The following is a 24,101-nucleotide window of genomic DNA, read 5'->3' as shown; positions in this document are numbered from 1 at the left end:
CCCGGGGGCGGGGCGGCCCGCTACGGTCGGACCGGTCCCTCGGGACCCTCAGCGCAGTGCCGTCTCCAGGGCGCGGGCCAGGTCGATCGCCTCCTCGTCGGGGAGCGGGGTGCCGTCCGGGCGGGTCACGTACAGGGTGTCCACGGCGTTGGCGCCGAGGGTCGAGACATGGGCGCTGCGGACCCGTACCGCCGCTCCCTCCAGGGCGCGGCCGACGCGGTGGAGGAGGCCGGGGGCGTCCTGGGCGCGGACCTCGATGACGGTGGCGAGGCGGGAGCCCGCGGCGGCGACGGTGACCCGGGGCGGCGGGGCGGCGAGGCCCCGGCGGCGGGGGTGGGCCGCCTCGCGTTCGGCGAGGCGGGCGGCGATGTCGAGGGTGCCGTCGAGGGCGCGGACGAGGTCGGCGCGGAGTCGGGCGGCCTCGGGCAGGGAGCCGTACTCGGCGGCGACCCGCCAGTCGAGGAGGAGGACGGTGCCGGTGCCGAGCGCCCCGGGGAGGGCGACGGCCCGCAGGTCGGCGGCGCGGACGGTGAGCCGGTGGAGGGCGAGGACCCCGGCGGCGGCGGGCAGGACGCCGGGCCGGTCGGGGACGGCGATGAGGAGTTCGACGCCGACGGGTTCCGGGGCGTCGGGGTCGAGGGGCCGCTCGGCACGGGTGCGGAGGGTGAGGGCGGGTTCGCCGGTGCGCAGGGCCTCGACGGCGAGGCGTTCCTGGTCGGCGCCGGGGGCGGCGGCCTCGGGGTCGGGCGGCTGTTCGCCCGCGAGGACTCCGGTGACCCGTTTGACCAGGTCGTCGACGAGTTGGGCGCGCCAGGCGGACCAGGCGGCGGGGCCGGTGGCGAGGGCGTCGGCCTCGGTGAGGGCGTGCAGGAGTTCCAGGGTGCCGACGGTGCCGACGGCGGTGGCGACGGTGTGGACGGTGGCGGGGTCGTCGAGGTCGCGCCGGGTGGCGGTCTCGATCAGGAGGAGGTGGTGGCGGACGAGGGTGGCGAGGGTGGTGGTGTCGGCGCGGTCGAAGCCGATGCGGGCGGCGAGGTCGCGGGTGATGGTCTCGCCCGCGACGGAGTGGTCGCCGGGCCAGCCCTTGCCGATGTCGTGGAGGAGGGCGGCGACGAGGAGGAGGTCGGGGCGGCCGACGCGGCGGGTGAGGGAGGAGGCGCGGACGGCGGTCTCGACGAGGTGGCGGTCGACGGTCCAGGTGTGGACGGGGTTGCGCTGGGGGCGGCAGCGGACGCGTTCCCAGTCGGGCAGGAGGCGGGTGACGAGCCCTTCGGCTTCGAGGGCCTCCCAGACGGGGACGGTGGCCTCGCCCGCGCCGAGGAGGGTGACGAGTTCCTCGCGGGCCTCGGCGGGCCAGGGCACGGGGAGGGGGGCGGCGTGGGCGGCGAGGTGGCGGACGGCGTGCGGGGAGAGGGGCAGGGCGGACTGGGCCGCCGCGGCGGCGGCGCGCAGGGTGAGGACGGGGTCGCGTTCGGGGCGGGCGGTCCTGGCGAGACCGGCCTCGCCGTCCATCTCGACGACGCCTTCGGCGAGCGGGGTGCGGGCGGCGGGGGGCCTGCCGGGGGCGCGGGCGCCGAGGAGGGCCCGGAGGCGGGGCCGGGCGGAGCGGGCCTTGAGGACGCGGTGGACCTCGCGCCAGGTGACGTCGGAGGCGTACGAGATGGTCCGGGCGGCCTCGTAGACCTCGCGGAGCAGGGTGTCGGCGTCGAGGAGGCCGAGTTCCCCGGCGACGGCGTCCTGTTCCTGGAGGGCGAGCCGGTCGGTGGCGCGGCCGGTGGTGAGGTGGAGGGCGTCGCGGGCGTCGAGGAGGCGGCGGCGGGCGGTGTCGAGGCCCTCGCGGGGGGCGTCGGCGAGCCAGGAGGCGGCGACGGCGCGGAGGGCCTGGGCGTCGCGGAGGCCGCCGCGGGCCTCCTTGAGGTCGGGTTCGAGGAGGTGCGGGAGTTCTCCGGCGCGTTCGGCGCGTTCGCGGCAGAGGGCGTCGAGTTCGGGGAGGCGGCGGGGGGCCTGGTTGCGCCAGTCGGCGAGGACGGTGGTGCGCAGGGCGGCGACGAGTCCGTGGTCCCCGGCGACGGTACGGGCGTCGAGGAGGCCGAGGTGGACCTTGAGGTCGGCTGCGGCGGCGGCGCGGGCCTCGGCGGGGGTGCGGACGGAGTGGTCGAGGGCGATGCCGAGGTCCCAGACGGGGTACCAGAGGCGGTCGGCGAGGGCGGCGAGGGCGGCCCGGTCGGCGCTGCCGTCGTGGAGCAGGAGGAGGTCGAGGTCGCTGCGGGGGGAGAGTTCGGCGCGGCCGTAGCCGCCGACGGCGACGAGGGCGGTTCCCCGGGGCGGTGCGGCGGCGGCGAGGAGTCCGGCCAGCCAGTCGTCGGTGAGGCGGGCGAGGGCGGCGCGGCGCGGCGGCCCGGACCGCTCCTTCTCGTGGAGGAGGAGCAGCCGGGCCGCCGCGTAGCCGTCGGGTGCCGTGGGTTCGCTGTCGTCGCTGGCGTGGGGGGTGGTCATCCGGCGGCTCCTTCGGGTGGAGTGGGGGGCCGCCCGGAAAGCAGTGCCCCGGGCGGTTCTTTCCGGGTACGGCCTACAGGGCGTCCGGGCCGCGTTCGCCGGTGCGGACGCGTACGGCGGTCTCGACCGGGACGCTCCACACCTTGCCGTCGCCGATCTTTCCGGTCCTGGCGGCCTTGACGACGACGTCGATGAGCTGTTCGGCGTCCTCGTCCTCGACGAGGACCTCGATGCGGATCTTGGGGACGAGGTCGACGGTGTACTCGGCGCCCCGGTAGACCTCGGTGTGGCCGCGCTGGCGGCCGTAGCCGCTGGCTTCGGTGACGGTGAGGCCGTGGACGCCGAACGCCTGGAGGGCCTCCTTGATCTCGTCGAGCCGGTGCGGCTTCACGACCGCGGTGATGAGCTTCATGCGTCCACCTTCTTGTTCTGCGTGACGGCCGGGGCGGAGGGGGTGGTGGAGCGGGAGGAGGCTCCGCCGCCCGCGCCGCTGAAGTCGTACGCGGTCTCGGCGTGCTCGACCTGGTCGATGCCGGAGACCTCGTCGTCCTCGGGGACCCGCATCCCCATCGTCCTGTCGATGACCAGGGCGAGGAGCGCGGAGGCGACCAGGGAGTAGGCGAGGACGGCGGCGACGCCGATGGCCTGCTTGCCGAGCTGTTCGAGGCCGCCGCCGTAGAAGAGGCCCTTGGCGTCGGACTGGACGCCGCCGGTGGCGAAGAGGCCGACGAGGAGGGAGCCGATGACACCGCCGACGAGGTGGACGCCGACGACGTCGAGGGAGTCGTCGTAGCCGAACCGGTACTTGAGGCCGACGGCCAGGGCGCAGGCGAGTCCGGCGACGGCGCCGACGGCGATCGCGCCGAGGGGGCTGACGGAGCCGCCGGCCGGGGTGATGGCGACGAGGCCCGCGACGGCGCCGGAGGCGGCGCCGAGGGTGGTGAAGGCGCCGTGGCGGATCTTCTCGTAGGCGAGCCAGGCGAGCATGGCGGCGGCGGTGGCGACCTGGGTGTTGACGAACATGACGGCGCCGACGCCGTCGTCGTTGCCGAGCCAGGAGCCCGCGTTGAAGCCGAACCAGCCGAACCAGAGGAGACCGGCGCCGAGCATGACGAGGGGGAGGCTGTGCGGGCGCATCGGGTCCTTCTTGAAGCCGACGCGCTTGCCGATGACGAGGATGACGCCGAGGGCGGCGGCGCCCGCGTTGATGTGGACGGCGGTGCCGCCCGCGAAGTCGATGACGCCCATCTCGAAGAGCCAGCCGCCCGCGCCCCAGACCCAGTGGGCGACGGGGAAGTACACGATCGTGGCCCAGAGGGTGACGAAGAGGGCCCAGGCGGTGAACTTGACGCGGTCGGCGAGGGCGCCGCTGATGAGGGCGGGGGTGATGACCGCGAACATCAGCTGGAAGACGGCGAAGACGTACACCGGGATGGTGTAGCCGTCCCAGAGTTCGGTGATGCCGATGCCGCTGAGCCCCACGTAGTCGGAGGACCAGCCGACGAGGGAGCCGATGTCGGTGCCGAAGGCGACGCTGAAGCCGAAGAGGACCCAGAGGATCGTGACGATCCCCAGGCTGATGAAGCTCATCATCAGCATGTTGAGGGTGGATTTGACGCGGACCATGCCTCCGTAGAAGAAGGCGAGTGCCGGGGTCATCAGCATGACCAGGGCGGAGCAGATGAGCATGAACCCGGTGTTGGCGGCGGACAGCCCCGGGGCTTCTGCTGCCAGGGTCGTGACGGCTGGTGCCATCGGCGTCTCCTCGTCGTCGGTGCGGCCGGGGCGGCGCGGGCCGGTGGGGGGCGGCCCGGCCGTGCGCGGTGGCCGGTTATGCGCCAGAGGTTGGCGCAGCGCGGTTTCCGTCGATGCCGCAGGGTGTTTCGGAGCCGTGACGAAGGGGCGGGGAGTGTTACGCGGCGGTGAACGCGCGGGGGGCGCAGGCGGAGGGGTACGACGAGCGGACCGGCGCGGTGGGGCCGTCGGCCGGGCCGGGGCGGGGGGCCGGGCGGGCCGGGGCCGGAGCGTCGGGCGGGGACGCGGACCGGCCGCGTCGGCGTCCGGGTGACCTCGCGGCGGGGGAGCCGGGTCGGGCGGTACGGGACGTCCGGCGCGGCCGGGGTCTGGGGTGGCCGGTGGGCTCAGACGGCTTCGGCGGACTCCGGGAGGAGCTGGGTGAGCCGGTCGGTGAGCTGGACGACCTCGGCGATGTCGCTGTAGTTGCGGGCGGCGTGGTCGACGGTCTTGCGGAGCCTGGTGTTGACGCGTTCGGAGCGGATGCTGCGGGCGACGCCGAGGGCCTTCTCGGCGAGGACGACGGACTGTTCCGGTTCCCGCTTGAGGAGGTGGACGGTGGCCATGCCGATGAGGTTGAGGGCGTAGGACCGCTGGTGGTCGGTGTCCTTCCCGAAGAGTTCGACGGCCCGCTCCATGACGGGTTCGGCGAGGGAGGCGTAGGTCGGGGAGCGTCCGGCGACATAGGCGAGGTCGCGGTAGGAGTGGGAGTTCTCGCCGTTGAGTTCGGCCTCGGAGAAGAAGCGGATCCAGTCGGGCTCGGGCTCGCCGTCGAGGCCCACGTCGGCGAAGGTGTCCTCGGCCATCCGGACGGCCCGCTTGCACTTGGAGGGCTGGCCCATGTTGGCGTAGGCGCGGGCCTCCATCGCATACAGCATGGCCTGGGTGCGGGGGGTGGCGCAGTCCCGGCTGCCGTACTGGGCGAGGTGGATGAGTTCGAGGGCGTCGTCGGGGCGGCCGAGGTGGATCATCTGGCGGCTCATCGAGGACAGGATGTACGAGCCGAGGGGCTTGTCGCCCGCTTCCTTGGCGGCGTGCAGGGCGAGCACGAAGTACTTCTGGGCGGTGGGCTGGAGGCCCACGTCGTAGCTCATCCAGCCGGCGAGCTCGGCGAGCTCGGCGGCGCAGGTGAAGAGCCGCTTGGCGGTGGCGGCGGGCTGGGGTTCCTGGAGGAGGTCGGTGACCTCGTGGAGCTGGCCGACGACGGCCTTGCGGCGCAGTCCGCCGCCGCACTGGGCGTCCCACTTGCGGAACATGGCGGTGGTGGACTCCAGGAGGTCGAGTTCGATCTCGGAGAGCCGGTTGGGGCGGCGGGCGTCGGTGCCCGGGTCGGGGCGCTCGGTGTCGGCGCCGGGGGTGGGGACGAGCCAGCGCTGCATCGGTTCGATGAGGGCGGGTCCCGCGGCGAGCGAGAGGGAGGAGCCGAGGAAGCCCCGGCGGGCGAGCATCAGGTCGCTGCGGGAGAAGTCGCTGAGCAGGGAGACGGTCTGGGGACCGGCCCAGGGCAGGTCGACGCCGGAGACGGAGGGCGACTGGTGGGCGGCGCGCAGGCCCAGGTCCTCGACGGCGACGACGGAGCCGAAGCGCTCGGAGAACAGCTCGGAGAGGATGCGCGGGATGGGTTCGCGGGGCTGTTCGCCGTCGAGCCAGCGGCGGACGCGGGAGGTGTCGGTGGAGATGTGGTGCGCGCCCATCTGGCGCGCCCTGCGGTTCACCTGCCGCGCGAGTTCGCCCTTGGACCAGCCGCTGCGGACGAACCACGAACCGAGTTGCTCGTTCGGGCGCTTCCCGGCAGTCGAACCGTCCGCGCCGCCGTTGCCGCCCACTGGAACGCCCCCCATCACCTGATTGCCTGTCGTGCGAACCCTTACCAGAATGCCGTGTCGCACGGCACCCGTCCGGCGTTCGCACTCCCTCGAACTGGAAACCGGGTTGCCTCCGGCATACCCGCGCGCGCATGTGCTCCAGAGGGTCGCGTACCGAAAGTAACCCCACGATCACCTCCCCACGAGGGCGATTCAAGAAACGCCACCATTCGCCACCCCTTCGAATGAACTCGCCGCCCGTGGAACGCGATTCACTTGACATGCGACGAACCGGAGACGGCGGACGGATGCGCAGAGAGGCGCGCGCACCGGTCCGCACCACCCCGCACACGACAACGCGCCGGGTTCGGTCACGGACCGTCACGAAGGGTGATGGCGGCGCTCCGGGTCGTAACCACCGGCGCGCTCTACCCGTTGGAGGGGACATGGGTTTCACGATCGGCATTCGTGAGATGCGGTCCGGCGCACGCCGCCGCGTACGCACCACGGAGTGCACCGCGGTGGCGGAGTACACGGGACTGTGGGGCTGGGACGTGGTGCCCGGCGCGCGGGCCGTCTCCGGCCGGTGTTCCTGCGGCGAGGCGTCGTGTACGGCTCCGGGCGCGCACCCCCTCACCTTCGCGCGGCCCGTCCCGGCGGGCGCGGGTCTCGACGACGCGGCCAAGGCCTGGTCGGAGCACCCGGGGGCGGCCATGCTGCTCCCGGTGGGCCGCAGCTTCGACGTGATCGAGGTCGCGGAGGCGGCGGGCCGCCGGGCGCTGGTGCGTCTGGAGCGGATGGGGCTGCCGCTGGGGCCGGTGTGCGTGACGCCGACCGGCCGGGCCCGGTTCTTCGTCGCCCCGGGGGCGGCGGCCGAGCTGCCGCAGCTGCTGTACCGGATGGGCTGGGACGACGCCGATCTGGACCTGCGGTGCCTGGGGCCCGGCAGCCACATCACCGCTCCCCCGTCGGACCTCGGCGGTCTCGGTCCGGTGCGCTGGCTGCGCCCGCCGACGCTGGACACCGCGGGGGCGCCGCCGCAGGCACGGCTGCTGCTCGGCACCCTGGCGTACATCTGCCACCGGACCCACGACTGACCCGTCGTACGCGAAGGGGCCCCCGTCACCGGAGTGACGGGGGCCCCTTCCTACGCGCGGGAGGCGCGGTCAGTCGCCGATCAGGGCGTCGACGAAGGCGCCCGGCTCGAAGGGGGCCAGATCGTCCGGGCCCTCGCCCAGGCCGATCAGCTTCACCGGGACGCCCAGCTCGCGCTGGACGGCGACGACGATGCCGCCCTTGGCGGTGCCGTCCAGCTTGGTCAGGACGATGCCGGTGATGTCGACGACCTCGGCGAAGACACGGGCCTGGATCAGACCGTTCTGGCCGGTGGTCGCGTCGAGGACGAGGAGGATCTCGTCGAGCGGACCGTGCTTCTCGACGACCCGCTTGACCTTGCCCAGCTCGTCCATGAGGCCGGTCTTGGTGTGGAGGCGCCCCGCGGTGTCGATGAGGACGACGTCGGCGCCCTCCGCGATGCCCTCCTTGACCGCGTCGAAGGCGATCGAGGCGGGGTCGCCGCCCTCGGGGCCCCGGACGGTGCGGGCGCCGACGCGCTCGCCCCAGGTCTGGAGCTGGTCGGCGGCGGCGGCGCGGAAGGTGTCGGCCGCGCCGAGGACGACGGACTTGCCGTCGGCGACGAGGACCCGGGCCAGCTTGCCGGTGGTGGTGGTCTTGCCGGTGCCGTTGACGCCGACGACCATGACCACGCCGGGCACGTCCGCCGGGCTGTCGGTCCGCACCGTGCGGTCGAGGTCGGGGTCGAGGAGGGTGATCAGCTCCTCGCGGAGCAGTCCGCGCAGTTCCTCGGGGGTGCGGGTGCCGAGCACCTTGACCCGCTCGCGCAGCCGGTCGACGAGCTCCTGGGTCGGGGCGACACCCACATCGGCGGTGAGGAGGGTCTCCTCGATCTCCTCCCAGGTGTCCTCGTCGAGGTGCTCGCGGGACAGGAGCGTCAGCAGCCCCTTGCCGAGCGAGTTCTGGGAGCGGGCGAGGCGGGCCCGGAGCCGTACGAGACGGCCCTCGGTGGGCTCGGGGACCTCGATCTCGGGGGCCGCCGGTTCCGCGACGACGGGGTCCTCGACGGCCGCGGGGGCCTCGGCGGCCTCCTCGGCGGGGAGCGGGACCTCCTCGACCGTCCGGCGTGGTTCCTCCCGCGGCGTCTCCGCCTCCTCGCCGACGTGCGGTTCGGCGGGCGGAGCGGTGATGGTCGGCGTGGTGGACGGCGGCTCGGCGGGCGGCAGCTGCTTCTTCTTGCGGCCGCTGATCACGAGCCCGCTCGTCACGGCGACCGCGACGACCAGAGCGATGACTACAGCAAGGATGAGTTCCATAACCCGACCAGTATCGGCCACGCGGGCGCCGGAGGCGGAGCACCCGGGACGGGACGGTTCCCCCGCGTCCGCGCGGAGCGCCCCGGGCCGGTGCCCGCCGGAGCGGCCGGGCGGCGGCCGGAGCGCCGGAACCGTTCCCATCTGACGCAGCGTCAGCTACCGTCCTGCCCTCCGCCCACCAGCGAAGGGGGACCCCCATGCCGTTCAGCGTCGTACGGTTCAACCTCGTCGATCCCCGCGCGACCCCCGACTCCCTCTCCGCCCGCTACCGGGCCGCCGTCGCCATGGCCGCGTACGCCGACGGGCACGGCGTCGACACCGTGCAGACCGAGGAGCACCACGGGGTCGAGAACAACTGGCTCCCCTCCCCCTTCGCCTTCGCGGGCGCGGTCTTCGGGGCGACCACACGGATCGCGGTGACCGTCTCGGCGATCATCGGGCCGCTGCACGACCCGCTGCGGCTCGCCGAGGACATCGCGGTCCTGGACCTGCTGAGCGGGGGACGGCTGGTGACGGTGGCCGGAATCGGCTACCGGCCGGAGGAGTACGAGGAGCGCGGGGTGGACTGGGGGCGGCGCGGCAGGCTCCAGGACGAGCTCCTGGAGACCCTGCTGGCGGCCTGGACCGGGGAGCCCTTCGGCTACCGGGGCCGTACGGTACGGATCACTCCGCGCCCCTTCACCCGGCCGCACCCGCTGCTCCTGGTCGGCGGCTCGTCCCGGGCGGCGGCGCGCCGGGCGGCCCGGCTGGGGCTGCCGCTCTTCCCCAGCGCGCACCTGCCGGAGCTGGAGGCGTACTACCGGGAGCGGTGCGCGGAGTACGGCACGGAGGGCTGGACGATGATGCCCGCCGAGGAGACCCCGCTGCTGCATCTGGCGGAGGACCCCGACCGGACCTGGGCGGAGTACGGGGAGCACTTCCTGCACGAGGCGCGGACGTACGCCTCCTGGCAGTCGAAGGACATCCGTTCGGCGGTGCGGTCGACGGCGACGACGGTGGCGGAGCTGCGCGCGGAGGGGGTGTACCGGGTGGTCACCCCCGGGGAGTGCGCGGCGCTGGGCCTGGAGAGCCTGGTGCTGCACCCGCTGTGCGGCGGGATGCCGGTCGAGGAGGGGTGGCGGAGCCTGCGCCTGTTCTGCGAGGAGGCGCTGCCCCGGCTCGCGGGGTAGGGCCGGGGGGACGGACGTACGGGAGGACGGGGATACGGGCGGACGGGCGGGCAGACGGACGGGAACGGGCGCGGGGGCCCGGCGTGCCGGGGGCGGGCCCGTCAGCCCATCTCCTCCAGCGTCTTGCCCTTGGTCTCCTTGACGTACCGCAGCACGAAGGGGATCGAGAGCACCGCGAAGGCCGCGTAGATGACGTACGTGCCGGAGAGGTTCCAGTCGGCGAGGGACGGGAAGCTGGCGGTGATGGCCCAGTTGGCGATCCACTGGGCGGAGGCGGCCACGCCGAGCGCGGCGGCACGGATGCGGTTGGGGAACATCTCGCCGAGGAAGACCCAGACCACCACGCCCCAGGAGAGGGCGAAGAAGAGCACGAAGACATGGGCGGCGACCAGGGCCACGGTGCCCTCGGTGTGGGGGAGCTTGCCGTCCACGAGGTCGGCGGAGAAGGCCCACGCCTCGAAGGCGAGGGCGATCGCCATGCCCGTGGAGCCGACGAGGGCGAGCGGCTTGCGGCCGACGCGGTCGACCAGGACCATCGCGATCACGGTGCCGACGATGTTGACGATCGACGTGGTGAACGAGTAGAAGAACGAGCTCGACGGGTCGATGCCGACGGACTGCCAGAGGGTCGCGGAGTAGTAGAACGCCACGTTGATGCCGACGAGCTGCTGGAAGACCGAGAGGCCGATGCCGACCCAGACGATGGGCAGCAGCCGGAAGCGGGAGCCCTCGGCGAACAGGTCCCGGAACGTCGACTTGTGCTCGCGGCGCATGGCCCGGTCGATCTCGGCGACGCGCGCGTCGAGGTCGGCGCCCTTCCCCTCGACCTCCGCGAGGACCTCCTTGGCCCGTTCGGTCCGCCCCACGGAGATGAGGAAGCGGGGCGACTCGGGGATGGCGAAGGAGAGCATCCCGTAGAGGAGCGCGGGCACGACCATCACGCCGAGCATCCACTGCCAGGCCTCCAGACCGCCGATCTTGCCGCGCTGGTCGCCGTCGGCCAGCTGGAGGATGCCGTAGTTGACCAGCTGGGAGATGGCGATGCCGATGACGATCGCCGCCTGCTGGAAGGAGCCGAGACGGCCCCGGTAGGCGGCCGGGGCGACCTCGGCGATGTACGCGGGGCCGATCACCGAGGCCATGCCGATGGCGAAGCCGCCGATGATCCGCCACAGGGCCAGATCCCACAGGGCGAAGGGCAGCGCGGAGCCGACCGCGCTGATCGCGAAGAGGACCGCGGAGATCTGCATACAGCGGATGCGGCCGATGCGGTCGGCGATCCGCCCGGCGGTGGCGGCGCCGACGGCACAGCCGATCAGGGCGATCGCGATGACCTGCGCGAGGGTGGCGGAACCGATGTCGTAACGGTCGCGGATCGCCTCGACGGCGCCGTTGATGACGGAGCTGTCGTAGCCGAAGAGGAAGCCGCCCATCGCGGCGGACGCCGTGATGAAGATGACGTGGCCGAGGTGGTCCGGATGGGCCGCCCGGCCCTCCGGCGACGGCGGGGGCGCCTGCGCGGTGCTGGTCACATGGGCTCCTCGGGGCGACGGTCCTTCCCCCGGGCGTCCCGGGCCTCCGGTGGCTCTGCCGGACGTCCGGGGTCTCCGGGGCTTCCAGTGGCGCACACCTTCCCGCCGTCCACCACTTCAACCGCGGCCCGTTCACCGCTTCAGCGGAGCCGCTGACCGATCACCTTCGAGACGCCGTCGCCCCGCATGGACACCCCGTACAGCGCGTCCGCGACCTCCATCGTGCGCTTCTGGTGGGTGATCACGATCAGCTGCGAGGACTCCTGGAGCTCCCGCATGATCCCGATCAGCCGCTGGAGGTTGGTGTCGTCGAGCGCCGCCTCCACCTCGTCCATCACGTAGAACGGGCTGGGCCGCGCCTTGAAGATGGAGACGAGCAGCGCCACCGCCGTCAGGGACCGCTCACCGCCGGAGAGCAGCGAGAGCCGCTTGACCTTCTTGCCCGGCGGGCGGGCCTCCACGTCGACGCCCGTGGTGAGCATGTCGTCGGGGTCGGTGAGGACCAGCCTGCCCTCGCCGCCCGGGAAGAGCCGCGAGAAGACGCCCTCGAACTCCCGGGCCGTGTCCCGGTACGCCTCGGTGAAGACCTGCTCGACCCGCAGGTCGACCTCCTTCACGACCTGGAGCAGATCGGTACGGGTCTTCTTGAGGTCCTCCAGCTGCTCGGAGAGGAACCGGTGCCGCTCCTCCAGGGCCGCGAACTCCTCCAGGGCCAGCGGATTGACCTTGCCCAGCTGGTGGTGCGCGCGTTCCGCGGCCTTCAGCCGCCTCTCCTGCTCCGAACGGACGAAGGGCCTCGCCCCGGCGGCCTCCGCCTCCTCACCCTCGGGGGTCGGCGGGGGCGGGACGAGCTGGTCCGGGCCGTACTCGGCGACCAGGTCGGCCGCCTCCACCCCGAACTCCTCCAGGGCCTTCGCCTCCAGCTGCTCGATCCGCAGCCGCTTCTCCGCCCCCAGGACCTCGCCCCGGTGCACGGAGTCGGTCAGCCCGTCGAGCGCGGACTTGAGGTCCCGGGCGCGGGCGCGGGCGGCGGCGAGGCCCTCCTCGCGCTCGGCCCGCGCCGCCTGGGCCGCCACCCGCTCCCGCTCGGCGCGGCCGAGCGAGACCTCGGCGTGGGCGAGGAGCTGCCGGGCGCCGGACGCGACGGCGCCCGCGACCCGCTCCTCGTGGCGCAGCCGGTCCCGGCGCCGCTCGGCACGCGCGCGTGCCTCCCGTTCGGCCCGCGCGGCCCGGTCGAGCGAGTCGGCCCGGCCGGCGAGCGCCTTGACCCGCTCCTCGTGCGTACGGACCTGGAGCCGGGCCTCCATCTCGTTCTGGCGGGCGTACGAGCCGTCGGCGGCGAGCCGGTCACGGACGCCGGTGGCGGGTTCCCCGGCCCCGTCGTCCCCGGCGTCGGCCGCCTCCTCGGCGACGAGCAGCCGCTCGGCCAGTTCCTCGGCCTCGGCGGTGGCCCGCTCCAGGGCCTCCTGGGCGCGGGCGGCGTGCGCCGCCGTCCGCTCGGCCTCCCCGGCCGCTCCCCTGGCCTGTCCCGCGAGCCGTCCGAGCCGCTGGGCGACGTCGGACTTCTCCCGGTCGGCGGTACGGCGCAGGGCGTCGAGTTCCTCGGTGAGCGCGGCGGCGGTACGGCGCCGCTCCTCGGCCTCGCGCCGGGCGGTGGCCGACTCCTCGCAGCGTACGGCCAGTTCGTCGAGCTCGGCGGCGGCCTCGGCCACCGCCGCCCGGACTTCGAGGAGGCTGGGCGCGCCCGCCGAGCCGCCCTGCGCGAGGTGCGCCCCGAGCAGGTCGCCCTCGGCGGTGACGGCGGTGAGCGCGGGCCGGGTCCTGACCAGGTCGGCGGCCTCGTCGAGGTCGGCGACGACCACCACCCCGGCGAGCAGGCTCCGGACGGCGCCGAGGAGTTCCTCGGGGCCGCGCACCAGCTCGGCGGCGCGCGGGCGGCCCTCGGGGACCGGGACGGGCTCCGGGCCGGGGGCTCCGGCCAGGAGCAGGGAGGCCCGTCCGGCGTCCTGCTTGCGGAGCAGGCGGAGCGCTTCGGCGGCGGCGCGGGGGCCGGTGGCGGCGACCGCGTCGGCGGCGGCGCCGAGGGCGGCGGCGACGGGGACCTCGTACCCCGGGGTGACGGTGAGGAGTTCGGCGACGGGGCCGAGGAGGCCGTCGAGTCCGGCGGAGAGCAGGGTGCCGGTGCCGTCCTTGCGGCGCAGTCCGAGGGAGAGGGCGTCGTGCCGGGCCAGGGTGGCGGCGCGGCGGCGTTCGGCGGTGGCCGCGGCCTCCCGGGCGCCGCTCAGTTCGGCCTCGGCCTCGGTGAGTTCGCGACGGGCGGCCCCGTACCGCTCCTGCTGTCCGGCCTGGGCCGCGTCGAGTTCCCCGACCTCGGCCCTGAGCAGCTCGTACTCCTCCTGGGAGGTGACGGCCCGCTCCGCCGCCTCGTCCCGGGCGGCGGCGAGCCGGTCGATCTCGGCGCGCGCGGCGGCCGCGCGCGAGCGGGCCGCGTCGGCCTGGCCGTGCAGCCGGGCGAGTCCCTCGCGCCGGTCGGCGAGGGCGCGGGCGAGGTCCTTGAGGCGGCGGTCCTCGGCGGCCAGGGCCTCTTCGAGCCCGGCCCGGTGGACGACGGTCTCCTCCAGGGCGCTCTCCGCCGCTTCCAGGGCTGCCGCGAGTCCGGCCTCCTGTTCTCGGACCCGGACGGCCTCGCGCTCCAGGTCCTCGGGGTCGCGGCCACGGCGTTCCTCGGCGGGGGCGGTGGTGGCGCTCTTCACGCGCGCGTCGGCGAGCGAGACGGTGCCCCGGACGCGTTCGGCCAGCTGGGAGAGGGCGTACCAGTTCTGCTGGGCGCTCTCCAGACGGGGGACGAGGTCCCGGGCCTCCGCCTCCAGGCGTGCCTCGTGGGCGAGGGCGGCGGCCAGTTCGCCTTCGGTGGTCTCCTTGCGGGCGAGCAGGGCGGCCTCGTCGGCGACCTCGGCGGTGAGGGCGCCGCGGAGCAGGACGAGGTCGTCGGCGAGGAGACGGAGGCGGGCGTCGCGGAGGTCGGCCTGGATGACGACGGCGCGGCGGGCGACGGCCGCCTGCCGGCCCAGCGGCTTGAGCTGGCGGCGGAGTTCGTCGGCGAGGTCCTGCACCCGGGCGAGGTTGGCCCGCATCGCGTCGAGCTTCCGCAGCGCCTTCTCCTTGCGCTTGCGGTGCTTGAGGACGCCCGCCGCCTCCTCGATGAAGGCGCGGCGGCCCATCGGGTCGGCGTGGAGGACGGAGTCGAGCTGTCCCTGGCCGACGATGACGTGCATCTCGCGTCCGATGCCGGAGTCGGAGAGCAGGTCCTGGAAGTCGAGCAGACGGCAGGTGTCGCCGTTGATCTGGTACTCGCTGCTGCCGCCGCGGAACATGACGCGGGTGAGGGTGACCTCGGCGTAGTCGATGGGCAGCGCGCCGTCGGAGTTGTCGATGGTCAGGGAGACCTCGGCGCGGCCCAGCGGGGGGCGGCCGGTGGTTCCGGCGAAGATGACGTCGTCCATCTTGCCGCCGCGCAGCGATTTGGCGCCCTGCTGGCCCATCACCCAGGACAGGGCGTCCACGACGTTGGACTTGCCCGATCCGTTGGGTCCCACAACACAGGTGATGCCCGGCTCGAAACGCAGGGTGGTGGCCGAGGCGAACGACTTGAATCCGCGGAGGGTCAGGGCCTTGAGATGCACTCCGGCGACTCTACCGGGGCCTTCGCGTTTCACCCGCGAAGGTGCAGGGCAGATCCTCGGGTGAGAAGGGGTGGGACGCGGGGGAAACGACGGGTGAAGAGGTGGGGGAAAGAGTGAAGGGACGCCGAGGCGCCCCTTGTGTGTCCAGCTCTGCCGATTCCGGCTGTGCCGGGCGTGAGTGTTTCCCACCTGGCCCCTGGGGGCTGGGTTGTCAGGTGAGCGCAGGCTCCGCCTGGGGTACGTCGAGATCGATGCTGTTCAGCAGCGACTCTCCCTGGTGGTGAGCGGCGGCAGCTGCGAGCGAGTCGTTCTCGGACTGAATCCTTACCAGCTCGGATTCGAGGTCCTGGACGCGCTGCTGAAGCCGTCGCATCTCGGCGAGGAGTCGCGGGTCGGAGCCGCCGACGTAACCGAGAAGCGCCTTTGCCATGATGGATGGTCCTCCACAATGAGTGACCGACCGAAGCGGTGTGGGTCGTGAGGGATTCGCACCCGCGGTGCTCGGCAGTACTGCTTGTCGTGCCGGTTCCACTGCCAAACAGCTAAGGTGCGCGGGGCTTCCAGAGTCTCACCAAAAAGTTTGACGGTCAACACGATCACACCCCGTTCCAAGGGGCGACCGAGGAGTGCGGGCCGACGCGAGGGGCGTCGGGGGCTCTCGGACTCGGTGCCTCGGGGCGTCGCGATCATCCTTACCCGGCAGCCTTCCACGGTGGGCGCTCCTTGGCAACCACCAGGAGGTTTCCCCCTCCGCACCCCTGTTACCGACCGTCCGCCCGGGGTCTCTCGCGGTCACCGGACGGAGTCGCGGCGCGGACCCGTCAGCGGATGGCGAAGCCCTCGTATCCACCGCGCGGCGTGGCCCAGATCTCAGTGACACCGTCCACGCGGCCGGGCGTGTCGTCGGAGTGGAGCCAGGCGAGCAGACGGTGGCAATTCTCACGCGGCCCCTCGGCCACCACTTGGACCCGGCCGTCGTCGAGGTTCAGGGCGAAGCCCAGGAGGTCGCCGATCTCCAGTGCGTTTGCCCTGGTGAACCATCGGAAGCCCACTCCCTGTACCCGGCCGCGTACCCAGGCGGTCATCCGTACGTCGTCGCTCATGACTGCACGCTAGCGGGCGGATCACCAGATGAGCACATCGCCCCGGCGGCGCATGGACTACAGTCCCGACCGAACACGCCTCACCCGTTCGGGCGCGCGCCGTTCGATCGACGGGCCGGGGCGGTACCCGACAGCAAAGCCAAGCAAAGGCCCACAGGACCAGCAGGAAGGCAGAGCAGATGGGACGCCACCGTCGTGCCGGAGCCGCACCCGCGGTGGAGGACCACGCGGCCGGTGCGGAGCCCCGGCACCGGGGTGCCCGTCGCAGGCGGCGCCCCGTGCGCACCGGTCTGCTCGGCGCCTCCGCCGCCGTCGCGCTCGGTGCCGCCGCCGTCGCCTCGGGCCTGCTGCCCGGCGGGGAGACCTTCACGCTCGGCGGCGCGTCCGGCGGCGAGCGCCCCGCCGAGTCCCGGCAGGCGCCCGAGCTGACCACCCAGGGCGGGGCGACCCGGACCCCGGCGGGCGACACGGCCACCGCGGCGGCTGCCCGCACGGACGCGGGCGCGGGCACCACGAAGACCGCCTCGCCGTCCGCCACCCCCACCACGAAGCCCACCCTGTCGACGACCCCGCCGAAGGCCCAGGCGCCGACGGAGCCCGCCGCGCCCCGGACCACGGCCGCGCCGGTCACGAAGGCGCCCGCGCCGAAGCCGGTCCCCACCACCGGGGCACCGGCCGGGGAGCGGCCCCCGGCCCCTTCGACCGCCGACCGGAGCGCCGCCGCCGAGGCGGAGGTCCTGCGGCTCGTCAACGTCGAGCGGGCCCAGGTGGGCTGCTCCCCGGTGAGCGCGAACGCCCGGCTGGCGTCGCTGGCCGGGGCGTTCAGCGCGGACATGGCGGCGCGCGGCTTCTTCGACCACACGGACCCGGACGGCGACACCCCGTGGACCCGCGCGGAGCGGGCGGGCGTCACGGGCATGGGCGGCGAGAACATCGCGCGCGGCCAGGTGGACGCGGCGGCGGTGATGGAGTCGTGGATGAACAGCGACGGCCACCGCGCCAACATCCTGAACTGCGACTTCACGACCCTGGGCGTCGGCGTCCAGTTCGGCGACGGCGGCCCCTGGTGGACCCAGGACTTCGGCTACTGAGCCACCCCCACCGGACGACCGCGCGGAGACCGGGGCCGTAGGGCGTGCGGGGGCGGTACGGCCCACGGGGACTCGCGGCCGTCAGGGGCGTACGGAGGACCGGGCTCGGGCCCTCCTCGGTCAGCGCACCCAGAGGACGACGGCCTCGCCGTCCCGGGCCGCGGCCCTGAAGTACAGCCCGAGGCCGTCGAACCAGTACCGGCCCCATTCGAGCGCCTCCCGGTCCTCCCAGGGTCCAGCGGGGGCCAGGACTTGTACGTGGAGAAGTACCGGCCCCGGACGGCGGGCGACCGGCGTCCGCCTCGGCCTCCAGGACCTCCTCGATGTGCGCGAGGGCACCGTCCGGGTCCTCCAGCGCCCGCGCCCCGGCCCGGCGGCCGTCATACGGAAGTACGCACCGGTCATGCCCGTGCCCGGATGCTGGGCGGGCCCTCCGACACCGGGCCCTCCGACACCGGGCCGCCCGGTCGTGCCGGGCGCCGGGACCCGGCACGGCCCCCGGCGGGGATCAGGCGGCGGCGCGGCCCAGCGCGAAGGTCGCGGCGGTGTCCGCGACCCGGCGGCCGAGGTGTTCGGCGGTGGCGATGTCCGCCTTGTGGACGGCCTCCGGGCCCCGGTCGGAGTCGGTCTGGGCGGCGGCTCCGGTGAAGAAACCGAGCCGGTTGAGGTCGTTCTCGGAGGCGTCGCTGCGGTTCCAGCCGGGCTTGAGGCCCAGGTTGACCCAGGTCATGCCGTGCTGACCGGCGAGGATCTGGAAGAACTGGAGGGTGTGCAGCTTGTCGCCGCTCTTGGAGCCGGAGTTGGTGAACCCGGCGGCGAGCTTGTCCTGCCAGGCGCCGGTGAACCAGCGCTTCGAGGAGTCCTCCGCGAAGCGGTGGAAGGCGCCGGAGGCGGTGCCCATGTAGGTCGGGGAGCCGAAGACGATCGCGTCGGAGGCGTCGAGCAGCTCCCACTCGGCGTCGGTGAGGGTGCCGACGTCGATCAGGTGGACGGTGGCGCCCGTGTCGGCGGCACCGGCACGGACCGCCTCGGCCAGGACGGCGGTGTGCCCGTAGCCGGAGTGGTAGGCGACGGAGACGACGGGGGTGGTCACAGGGGTGCTCCTCGGAATCGGAGGTCGGTGGAGGTGATGCCCGAAAGCAAAGCACTAACTTTTCGAAAGCGCAAGCTAAAGGAGAGCGCAGTCATGGCAGTGAGCGCTGCACGGGAGTACGGTGGTGCGCATGACTGACGACCTCGCCTACGACGTGTTCGCGCGGGCGTGCCCCTCGCGCGGAGCCCTGGAACACGTGACGGGCCGCTGGGGAAGCCTGACGCTGGGCGCCCTGCACGACGGGACGTTCCGCTTCAACGAACTGCGGCGCCGGGTCGACGGCGTGAGCGAGAAGATGCTGTCGCAGACCCTCCAGGCCCTGGAGCGCGACGGACTCGTCCACCGGGAGGCGCAGCCGACGAACCCGCCCCGGGTCGACTACCGGCTCACCCCGCTCGGCCGCGAGATCGCGGAACGCCTGATCGGTCTGATCGAGCTGGTGGAGGGCCGGATGCCCCAGGTCGAGGCGGCCAGGGAGAGCTACGACACGGAGCGCGCGACGGCCGTGGTCTGAGCCCCGGCAGCGGGCCGCGAGGCCCCCGGGGGCGAGAAGTGCCCGAGAGGCCGATGCGCGTCCCGGGGTCTCAGGCACGCCTCAGGAGCCGAGAAAGGCTCGACGGCCCGATGAGGGCCCGGAGCGGATGAAGCCTCGGAGCCGACGAGGACTCGGGGTCGATGAGGGCTCGGAGCCGAGGAAGCCTCGGAGCCGATGAAGCTCCGAGCCCGATGAAGCCTCGGGCGCCCGGAAGGCGGCTCGGAAGCCGAGAAGGGCGGGGGCCGCCGATCAAGCGCCCCCGCCCATCAGTCGGCCGCCCCATCAGCTGGCCGCCCCATCAGCCGGCCCGTCTGCCGGCCGGCCCGTCAGCCCGTCGTCGGGCGGGGCGGGCGCTGGCAGCGGGGGCAGAAGTAGCTGGAGCGGTTCATCCAGGGACGGCGGCGCATCGGCGTACCGCAGCGGTGGCAGGGCTCGTCCTCGCGTCCGTACGCGTCGAGCGAGCGGTCGAAGTAGCCGGACTCCCCGTTGACGTTCACATAGAGGCTGTCGAAGCTGGTGCCACCGGCGTCGAGGGCGGCGTTCATCACGTCCCGGACGTGTCCGAGCAGTTCGGCCGAGCGCGGACGGGTCAGGGTGGCCGTCGGACGGTCGTAGTGCAGCCGGGACCGCCAGAGCGCCTCGTCGGCGTAGATGTTGCCGACGCCGCTGATCAGGGACTGGTCGAGGAGCGCCCGCTTGACGGTGGTGCGCCGCAGCCGCAGCGCGCCCTGGAAGGCGTCGTCGTCGAACTCCGGGTCCAGCGGGTCGCGGGCGATGTGCCCGATGACGTCCGGAAGCCCGTCGGGCGTCTGGTCGTGCAGCGACAGACCGCCGAAGGTCCGCTGGTCGACGAAGCGCAGCTCGGTGCCCTCGGAGTCGTCGAAGCGGACCCGGACCCGCAGGTGCCTCTCGTCGGCGGAGTCCTCCGGCTGGACGAGCAGCTGACCGCTCATGCCGAGGTGGCCGAGGACGGCGGTGCCGGAGTCGGCGAGCGGCAGCCAGAGGTACTTGCCGCGCCGCCGGGCCGCCTCGAACCGCTGCCCCGTCAGCCGGGCGGCGAAGTCCGGACCGCCCGCGAGGTGCCGCCGTACGGCCCTGGGGTGCAGGACCTCGACCTCGGTCACGGTCCGCCCGGCGACCCAGCGCTCCAGTCCGCGCCGGACGACCTCGACCTCGGGCAGCTCGGGCACGGGACTCCTCCGGACGTCTTCGGATCGGACTCCCAGGGTACCGCCGGGGGATCACCCGGAAGGCCCGGTGGAAACGCCGGAACCCCGCCCTGGGGCGGGGTTCCTGGGAAGCGGGGGTACCGGCCGTCAGGCCGATGCCCGGTGGGGGGCCGGAGAGGGGGTGGTGCCCTCCGCCGGTCCCGCCTCGGCCGCGGCCTTCGCCGCCGCCGCGCGCTCGTCGGCCGCCGCGTGGATCTCGCGCCACGCGGACTCCGCCGCCTGCTGTTCCGCTTCCTTCTTGCTGCGGCCGGTGCCGGTGCCGTACGAGACACCACCGACGCGGGCGGCAGCAGTAAAGGTCTTCTCGTGGTCCGGACCCTCTTCGGAGACGAGGTACTCCGGGACACCCAGACCCTCGGCCGCGGTGAGCTCCTGGAGACTGGTCTTCCAGTCCAGGCCCGCACCGAGGTTCGAGGACTTCTCGATCAGCGGGTCGAAGAGCCGGTGCACCAGCTCACCCGCCGCTTCGAGGCCCTGGTCGAGATAGACCGCGCCGATCACCGCTTCGAGGGTGTCGGCGAGGATGGACGCCTTGTCCCGGCCACCCGTGCCCTCTTCGCCCCGGCCGAGCCGGATGAAGGAGCCGAGTTCCAGTTCGCGCCCCACGTCCGCCAGCGCACGCGAGTTGACCACCGCGGCCCGCAGTTTGGCCAGCTGGCCTTCCGGCAGGTCGGGGTGGGTGCGGTACAGCGTGTCCGTGACCACCAGACCGAGCACGGAGTCCCCGAGGAACTCCAGCCGCTCGTTGGTGGGCAGACCGCCGTTCTCGTACGCGAAGGAACGGTGGGTCAGCGCACGCACCAGAAGGGCGGACTCGAGCCGATAGCCGAGCCGCCCTTCCAGAAGCGTGTGGGACGAGGCATGGTCCGTCTTGTCGTCCGTCTTGCGGGACTCAGACATTGCGCCTCTCACCAGCCCAATCAGACCGAGAGGACCTGGCGCTTGTTGTAGGTGCCGCAGCTCGGGCACGCGATGTGCTGGAGCTTCGGCTCCTGGCAACGCTCACACGAAACCAGGGTGGGGACCGCAGCCTTCCACTGCGACCGGCGGTGGCGCGTGTTGCTGCGCGACATCTTCCGCTTCGGAACAGCCACGGCTACTTCTCCTGCTTCTCGGCGGCGCTTCGGACGTCCCCGTCAGAGGCATTGCCGCTCATGTTGTCCTTCTCATCGGTTCCGAGCGAACCGGCGAGTCCCTGCAGTGCCGCCCAACGGATGTCGACGGCGTCATGGTGGTGGTCCGGGTTCTCGTTCAGGCTGGCTCCGCACTGGGAACACAGACCCGCACAGTCATCCCGGCACACCGGCTGCATCGGCAGTGCGAGCACCACCGCATCACGCAGCACGGGTTCGAGGTCGAACATGCCGTCCTCGAGGGGGGTCATGCTCTCGTCTTCCTCGGCTTCGTCGTCCGCGACCGCCTTCGAGCGGCCCCGGTCGTCGGAGTCGGGGTACGAGAACATCTCCTGGAAGTCCACGTCGAGATCGAGCTCGACGGGCTCCAGACACCTTACGCACTCCCCCTCGGCCGATGCACGGGCGGTGCCTGTGACAAGCACCCCTTCCATGACCGACTCAAGACGGAGATCGATGTCGACCGAAGAGCCCTCGGGCACTCCGATCACTCCCTCGACGCCGAGGTCCCGGGGGGCCTCGATCGAACGCGAGAGCCGCTGGAGGGCGCCAGGACGCCGCCCCAGCTCGTGCGTGTCGAACACGAGGGGGTTGCGGTGGTCGAGGCGCGTGCTCAGGGCTCTTCCTGCTTTCGGATCGTGCTGCGTCGAGGGGGGGCTGCCGAACGTGGGCAGCGAGGATCGCGGAATACGCGCGACCGAAGAGCCAGGATACTGGACGCTTCGCCCAGGGCCCAATCGGGGGCTTGCGCCCCCCGATGCCCCTTTCCGGCCGGTCAGTGCCCCTGCTCGTACCGGCGCAGCTGCTCCAGATCGATCATGCCGGTGTCGAAGAAGCTGGTCTCCTCGAGCCCCGCGTTCTGCTGGGGCTGCTGGGGCTGCTGCTGGACGGGCGGCTGGTAGGCGTAGGGGTCCTGCTGGGGGTAGCCGTACGGGTCGGCCTGCTGCGGCTGCTGGTAGGCGTAGGGGTCGGCCTGCGGGACCTGCTGCGGGTATCCGTACGGATCGGCCTGCGGGACCTGCTGCTGCGGCATCTGCTGGTAGGCGTACGGGTCGGGCTCCGGGACCCGCTGCCGGTCCTGCGCCGGGGACGGGACGCGGCCCGGCTCGGGGTCCGCGAGCTCCGCGAGTCCGGCCAGGTAGTCGGCGTCGCTGGTGGGCGCGGAGCCGCCGAGTCCGTCCTGTGCGGCCATGTGCTCGCCGAGGTCGTCGCTGGCGATCCGGCCGTGCAGCTTCTGACGGCCCCGGCCGACGGCCTCCAGGGTCGTGCTGAGGACCGCCTCGAAGGCGCCGAGCTTGGCGTCCACGTACGCGTCGGCCCGGTGGATCAGGGTCTGCGGGTCGGAGCTGTACTCCGGGGCGTCCTCGTCCGCGTAACCGTCCTGGTCGAGGCCCGGCCCCCGGCCGAGGAGCTTCTCGCGGCCCCGGTCGACCGAGCCGATCGTCTTGTTGAGGACGACCTCGAAGTTGGCGAGCTTGGAGTCGACGTAGTCGTCGGCCTCGGCGCGGACCTCCTCGGCCTCGCGGCGGGCCTCGGAGAGGATGCGGTCGGCCTCCCCCTGCGACAGCCGGGCGACCTGGGTGTCGGAGACGATCGAGCCCCGCTCGGCGTGGGCCGCCTCGATGATCCGGTCGGCCTCCTGGCGGGCCTGCTCGACCAGCTGCTCGCGGCCCCCGATCAGCTCCTGGGCCTGGGCGAGGGAGCCGGGCAGGGCCTCCCTGACCTCTTCGAGCAGGGCGAGCAGCTCGGCCCGGTTGACCACGCAGGATGCCGACATCGGCATGGAGCGGGCGCCCTGCACGGTCGCGACGATCTCGTCGAGCTTCTTCTGCACGTCCACCTGGTGCTCGCCACTCTCTACAGCTGGATGGAGACGGACGGGACGACTGTAAGGGCAGTCGGCGCCCGCCCGACACCAGGTGACGGAACGTCAGCGGGGGTGGCCGCGCGTCACTTCCGCGTCAGGCGCTCGGTGAGGTGCCCCAGGACCGTCGGCGGGACCAGGTGGGAGACGTCACCGCCCCAGGCGGCGACCTCCTTGACCAGCGAGGAGGAGAGGAAGCTGTACGTGGGGTTGGTGGGGACGAACAGGGTCTCCACGCCCGTGAGGCCGTTGTTCATCTGCGCCATCTGCAGCTCGTAGTCGAAGTCGCTGACGGCCCGCAGGCCCTTCACGATGGCGGGGATGTCCCGCTGCTTGCAGAAGTCGACGAGGAGTCCGTGGAAGGACTCCACCTCGACGTTGCCGAAGTCGGCGGTCACCTCGCGGATCAGCTCGATCCGCTCGTCGACCGTGAACAGGCCCTTCTTCGACTGATTGATCATCACCGCGACGTGGACGACGTCGTAGAGCTTGGAGGCTCGGGCGATGATGTCGAGGTGTCCGTTGGTGATGGGGTCGAATGACCCCGGACAGACGGCGCGGCGCAACGTGGGTCCCTCGCTCTCCGGTCCGGTCATCGTGCGTCTTCGCACGTAGAGGCGGCGCGACCGTACCAAAACGTTCCCTCGCCGTAGCGACGGGCCCGCATCGGCTCGAAGCCGTCCGGCCAGCCGAATTCCCCGCCCCTGGTGCTGCGCTCCACGGTGACGAGGGCGTCGTCCGTGAGCCAGCCCCCCGAGCGGAGTGTGAGGAGAATCTCCCGCAGCTCCTCGTCGGAGACCGCGTACGGCGGATCGAGGAAGACCAGGTCGTACGGCTCGGCCGGGGCCGGTCCCGCCACGATCTGCTCGGCCCTGCCGCTGCGGGCCTCGGCGCCGGGCAGCCCCAGCGACCGCACGTTCTCCCGGATCGTCTTCGCCGCGCGCGGCTCCGCCTCGACGAGCAGGGCGTGGGCGGCGCCCCGGGAGAGCGCTTCGAGGCCGACGGCTCCGGAGCCCGCGTACAGATCGGCGACCCTGGCTCCGGCGAGGCTCCCGAGGAACGCCTCCCAGGTGGAGAAGAGTCCCTCGCGCGCCCGGTCGGAGGTGGGGCGGGTGCCGTTGCCCGGCGGTACGGCCAGGCGCCGCCCGCCGGCCGTACCGGCGATCACGCGGGTCATCGTGTCC

The 24,101-nt window shown here is 73.2% G+C and carries 21 protein-coding genes; 4 read left to right on the top strand and 17 right to left on the bottom strand.

Going from position 1 to position 24,101, the window contains the following annotated elements:
• Positions 1–48: 48 nt before the first annotated feature.
• The 4 genes from ACFXGN_RS24245 to ACFXGN_RS24230 form a co-directional block, all read right to left on the bottom strand.
• Positions 49–2,496, bottom strand: a complete 2,448-nt coding sequence (locus ACFXGN_RS24245) for a [protein-PII] uridylyltransferase (RefSeq protein ID WP_384862811.1) — start codon at positions 2,494–2,496, stop codon at positions 49–51.
• Positions 2,497–2,569: 73 nt separating this feature from the next.
• A complete protein-coding gene (locus ACFXGN_RS24240; RefSeq protein ID WP_015036464.1) occupies positions 2,570–2,908 on the bottom strand; it encodes a P-II family nitrogen regulator in 339 nt (112 codons plus the stop codon).
• Positions 2,905–4,251, bottom strand: a complete 1,347-nt coding sequence (locus tag ACFXGN_RS24235) for an ammonium transporter (RefSeq protein WP_384862809.1) — start codon at positions 4,249–4,251, stop codon at positions 2,905–2,907. Before ACFXGN_RS24235 ends, ACFXGN_RS24240 begins: the two co-directional genes overlap by 4 nt.
• A 386-nt stretch (positions 4,252–4,637) precedes the next feature.
• A complete protein-coding gene (locus tag ACFXGN_RS24230) occupies positions 4,638–6,131 on the bottom strand; it encodes a hypothetical protein (protein ID WP_384862806.1) in 1,494 nt (497 codons plus the stop codon).
• A gap of 410 nt (positions 6,132–6,541) precedes the next feature.
• Between ACFXGN_RS24230 and ACFXGN_RS24225 the strand changes: the two genes are divergently transcribed.
• Positions 6,542–7,192, top strand: a complete 651-nt coding sequence (locus ACFXGN_RS24225) for a bifunctional DNA primase/polymerase (RefSeq protein ID WP_384862803.1) — start codon at positions 6,542–6,544, stop codon at positions 7,190–7,192.
• A gap of 69 nt (positions 7,193–7,261) precedes the next feature.
• On the opposite strand, the gene ftsY is transcribed toward ACFXGN_RS24225, so the two are convergent.
• Complete coding sequence (ftsY, locus tag ACFXGN_RS24220) at positions 7,262–8,485, bottom strand: signal recognition particle-docking protein FtsY (protein ID WP_384862800.1); 1,224 nt, start codon at positions 8,483–8,485, stop codon at positions 7,262–7,264.
• Between the two features lie 197 nt (positions 8,486–8,682).
• Between ftsY and ACFXGN_RS24215 the strand changes: the two genes are divergently transcribed.
• Positions 8,683–9,654, top strand: coding sequence for an LLM class flavin-dependent oxidoreductase (locus tag ACFXGN_RS24215; RefSeq protein WP_384862797.1), 972 nt, complete (start codon positions 8,683–8,685; stop codon positions 9,652–9,654).
• 101 nt (positions 9,655–9,755) lie between these two features.
• Here ACFXGN_RS24215 and ACFXGN_RS24210 read toward each other — a convergent pair whose 3' ends face one another.
• From ACFXGN_RS24210 to ACFXGN_RS24195, 4 genes are all read right to left on the bottom strand, one after another.
• Positions 9,756–11,186, bottom strand: coding sequence for a sugar porter family MFS transporter (locus ACFXGN_RS24210; RefSeq protein WP_384862794.1), 1,431 nt, complete (start codon positions 11,184–11,186; stop codon positions 9,756–9,758).
• A gap of 140 nt (positions 11,187–11,326) precedes the next feature.
• Positions 11,327–14,869, bottom strand: a complete 3,543-nt coding sequence (smc, locus tag ACFXGN_RS24205) for a chromosome segregation protein SMC (RefSeq protein ID WP_384862792.1) — start codon at positions 14,867–14,869, stop codon at positions 11,327–11,329.
• Positions 14,870–15,080: 211 nt separating this feature from the next.
• Positions 15,081–15,299 carry a hypothetical protein gene (locus ACFXGN_RS24200; protein WP_030206333.1) on the bottom strand — a complete coding sequence of 73 codons (219 nt, stop codon included), beginning with the start codon at positions 15,297–15,299 and terminating at the stop codon, positions 15,081–15,083.
• 391 nt (positions 15,300–15,690) lie between these two features.
• The gene (locus tag ACFXGN_RS24195; protein ID WP_384862789.1) at positions 15,691–15,972 is read right to left on the bottom strand and encodes an acylphosphatase; all 282 of its coding nucleotides are present in this window, start codon (positions 15,970–15,972) and stop codon (positions 15,691–15,693) included.
• 179 nt (positions 15,973–16,151) lie between these two features.
• Here ACFXGN_RS24195 and ACFXGN_RS24190 point away from each other — a divergent pair, with 179 nt between their 5' ends.
• Positions 16,152–17,063 (top strand): CAP domain-containing protein, encoded by a 912-nt coding sequence (locus tag ACFXGN_RS24190; RefSeq protein WP_384862786.1) that lies wholly within the window; start codon positions 16,152–16,154, stop codon positions 17,061–17,063.
• 508 nt (positions 17,064–17,571) lie between these two features.
• Here ACFXGN_RS24190 and ACFXGN_RS24185 read toward each other — a convergent pair.
• A complete protein-coding gene (locus ACFXGN_RS24185) occupies positions 17,572–18,156 on the bottom strand; it encodes a flavodoxin family protein (RefSeq protein WP_384862784.1) in 585 nt (194 codons plus the stop codon).
• Positions 18,157–18,286: 130 nt separating this feature from the next.
• On the opposite strand from ACFXGN_RS24185, the gene ACFXGN_RS24180 reads away from it, so the two are divergent.
• Positions 18,287–18,670, top strand: a complete 384-nt coding sequence (locus ACFXGN_RS24180) for a winged helix-turn-helix transcriptional regulator (protein WP_384862783.1) — start codon at positions 18,287–18,289, stop codon at positions 18,668–18,670.
• 347 nt (positions 18,671–19,017) lie between these two features.
• On the opposite strand, the gene mutM is transcribed toward ACFXGN_RS24180, so the two are convergent.
• From mutM to rsmD, 7 genes are all read right to left on the bottom strand, one after another.
• Positions 19,018–19,881 carry a bifunctional DNA-formamidopyrimidine glycosylase/DNA-(apurinic or apyrimidinic site) lyase gene (gene mutM, locus ACFXGN_RS24175; RefSeq protein WP_384862780.1) on the bottom strand — a complete coding sequence of 288 codons (864 nt, stop codon included), beginning with the start codon at positions 19,879–19,881 and terminating at the stop codon, positions 19,018–19,020.
• 126 nt (positions 19,882–20,007) lie between these two features.
• On the bottom strand, positions 20,008–20,820 hold the full coding sequence (gene rnc, locus ACFXGN_RS24170) for a ribonuclease III (protein ID WP_384862778.1): 813 nt from the start codon (positions 20,818–20,820) through the stop codon (positions 20,008–20,010).
• Between the two features lie 20 nt (positions 20,821–20,840).
• A complete protein-coding gene (rpmF, locus tag ACFXGN_RS24165) occupies positions 20,841–21,014 on the bottom strand; it encodes a 50S ribosomal protein L32 (RefSeq protein ID WP_015036448.1) in 174 nt (57 codons plus the stop codon).
• 2 nt (positions 21,015–21,016) lie between these two features.
• Positions 21,017–21,637 carry a YceD family protein gene (locus ACFXGN_RS24160; RefSeq protein WP_384862774.1) on the bottom strand — a complete coding sequence of 207 codons (621 nt, stop codon included), beginning with the start codon at positions 21,635–21,637 and terminating at the stop codon, positions 21,017–21,019.
• A 191-nt stretch (positions 21,638–21,828) separates the two neighbouring features.
• Positions 21,829–22,893 (bottom strand): cell division initiation protein, encoded by a 1,065-nt coding sequence (locus ACFXGN_RS24155; protein WP_384862771.1) that lies wholly within the window; start codon positions 22,891–22,893, stop codon positions 21,829–21,831.
• A gap of 110 nt (positions 22,894–23,003) precedes the next feature.
• Positions 23,004–23,483: a pantetheine-phosphate adenylyltransferase gene (gene coaD / locus ACFXGN_RS24150; protein ID WP_351787367.1), complete on the bottom strand. Its 480-nt coding sequence runs from the start codon at positions 23,481–23,483 to the stop codon at positions 23,004–23,006.
• Between the two features lie 26 nt (positions 23,484–23,509).
• Positions 23,510–24,094 carry a 16S rRNA (guanine(966)-N(2))-methyltransferase RsmD gene (rsmD, locus tag ACFXGN_RS24145; RefSeq protein ID WP_384863028.1) on the bottom strand — a complete coding sequence of 195 codons (585 nt, stop codon included), beginning with the start codon at positions 24,092–24,094 and terminating at the stop codon, positions 23,510–23,512.
• Positions 24,095–24,101: the final 7 nt, after the last annotated feature.

It is taken from the genome of Streptomyces sp. NPDC059247, from assembly GCF_042754005.1.
Classification (GTDB): domain Bacteria; phylum Actinomycetota; class Actinomycetes; order Streptomycetales; family Streptomycetaceae; genus Streptomyces.
Note: the sequence above shows the minus strand (reverse complement) of the source record. Positions and strands in the feature narration are given on the sequence as shown.

What these genes read in the sequence shown, in the direction of transcription:
- ACFXGN_RS24245 (WP_384862811.1), bottom strand. Translation starts at nt 2,496, where the DNA reads ATGACCACCCCCCACGCCAGCGACGACAGCGAACCCACGGCACCCGAC.
- ACFXGN_RS24240 (WP_015036464.1), bottom strand. Translation starts at nt 2,908, where the DNA reads ATGAAGCTCATCACCGCGGTCGTGAAGCCGCACCGGCTCGACGAGATC.
- ACFXGN_RS24235 (WP_384862809.1), bottom strand. Translation starts at nt 4,251, where the DNA reads ATGGCACCAGCCGTCACGACCCTGGCAGCAGAAGCCCCGGGGCTGTCC.
- ACFXGN_RS24230 (WP_384862806.1), bottom strand. Translation starts at nt 6,131, where the DNA reads ATGGGGGGCGTTCCAGTGGGCGGCAACGGCGGCGCGGACGGTTCGACT.
- ACFXGN_RS24225 (WP_384862803.1), top strand. Translation starts at nt 6,542, where the DNA reads ATGGGTTTCACGATCGGCATTCGTGAGATGCGGTCCGGCGCACGCCGC.
- ftsY (WP_384862800.1), bottom strand. Translation starts at nt 8,485, where the DNA reads ATGGAACTCATCCTTGCTGTAGTCATCGCTCTGGTCGTCGCGGTCGCC.
- ACFXGN_RS24215 (WP_384862797.1), top strand. Translation starts at nt 8,683, where the DNA reads ATGCCGTTCAGCGTCGTACGGTTCAACCTCGTCGATCCCCGCGCGACC.
- ACFXGN_RS24200 (WP_030206333.1), bottom strand. Translation starts at nt 15,299, where the DNA reads ATGGCAAAGGCGCTTCTCGGTTACGTCGGCGGCTCCGACCCGCGACTC.
- ACFXGN_RS24195 (WP_384862789.1), bottom strand. Translation starts at nt 15,972, where the DNA reads ATGAGCGACGACGTACGGATGACCGCCTGGGTACGCGGCCGGGTACAG.
- ACFXGN_RS24190 (WP_384862786.1), top strand. Translation starts at nt 16,152, where the DNA reads ATGGGACGCCACCGTCGTGCCGGAGCCGCACCCGCGGTGGAGGACCAC.
- ACFXGN_RS24180 (WP_384862783.1), top strand. Translation starts at nt 18,287, where the DNA reads ATGACTGACGACCTCGCCTACGACGTGTTCGCGCGGGCGTGCCCCTCG.
- rnc (WP_384862778.1), bottom strand. Translation starts at nt 20,820, where the DNA reads ATGTCTGAGTCCCGCAAGACGGACGACAAGACGGACCATGCCTCGTCC.
- rsmD (WP_384863028.1), bottom strand. Translation starts at nt 24,094, where the DNA reads ATGACCCGCGTGATCGCCGGTACGGCCGGCGGGCGGCGCCTGGCCGTA.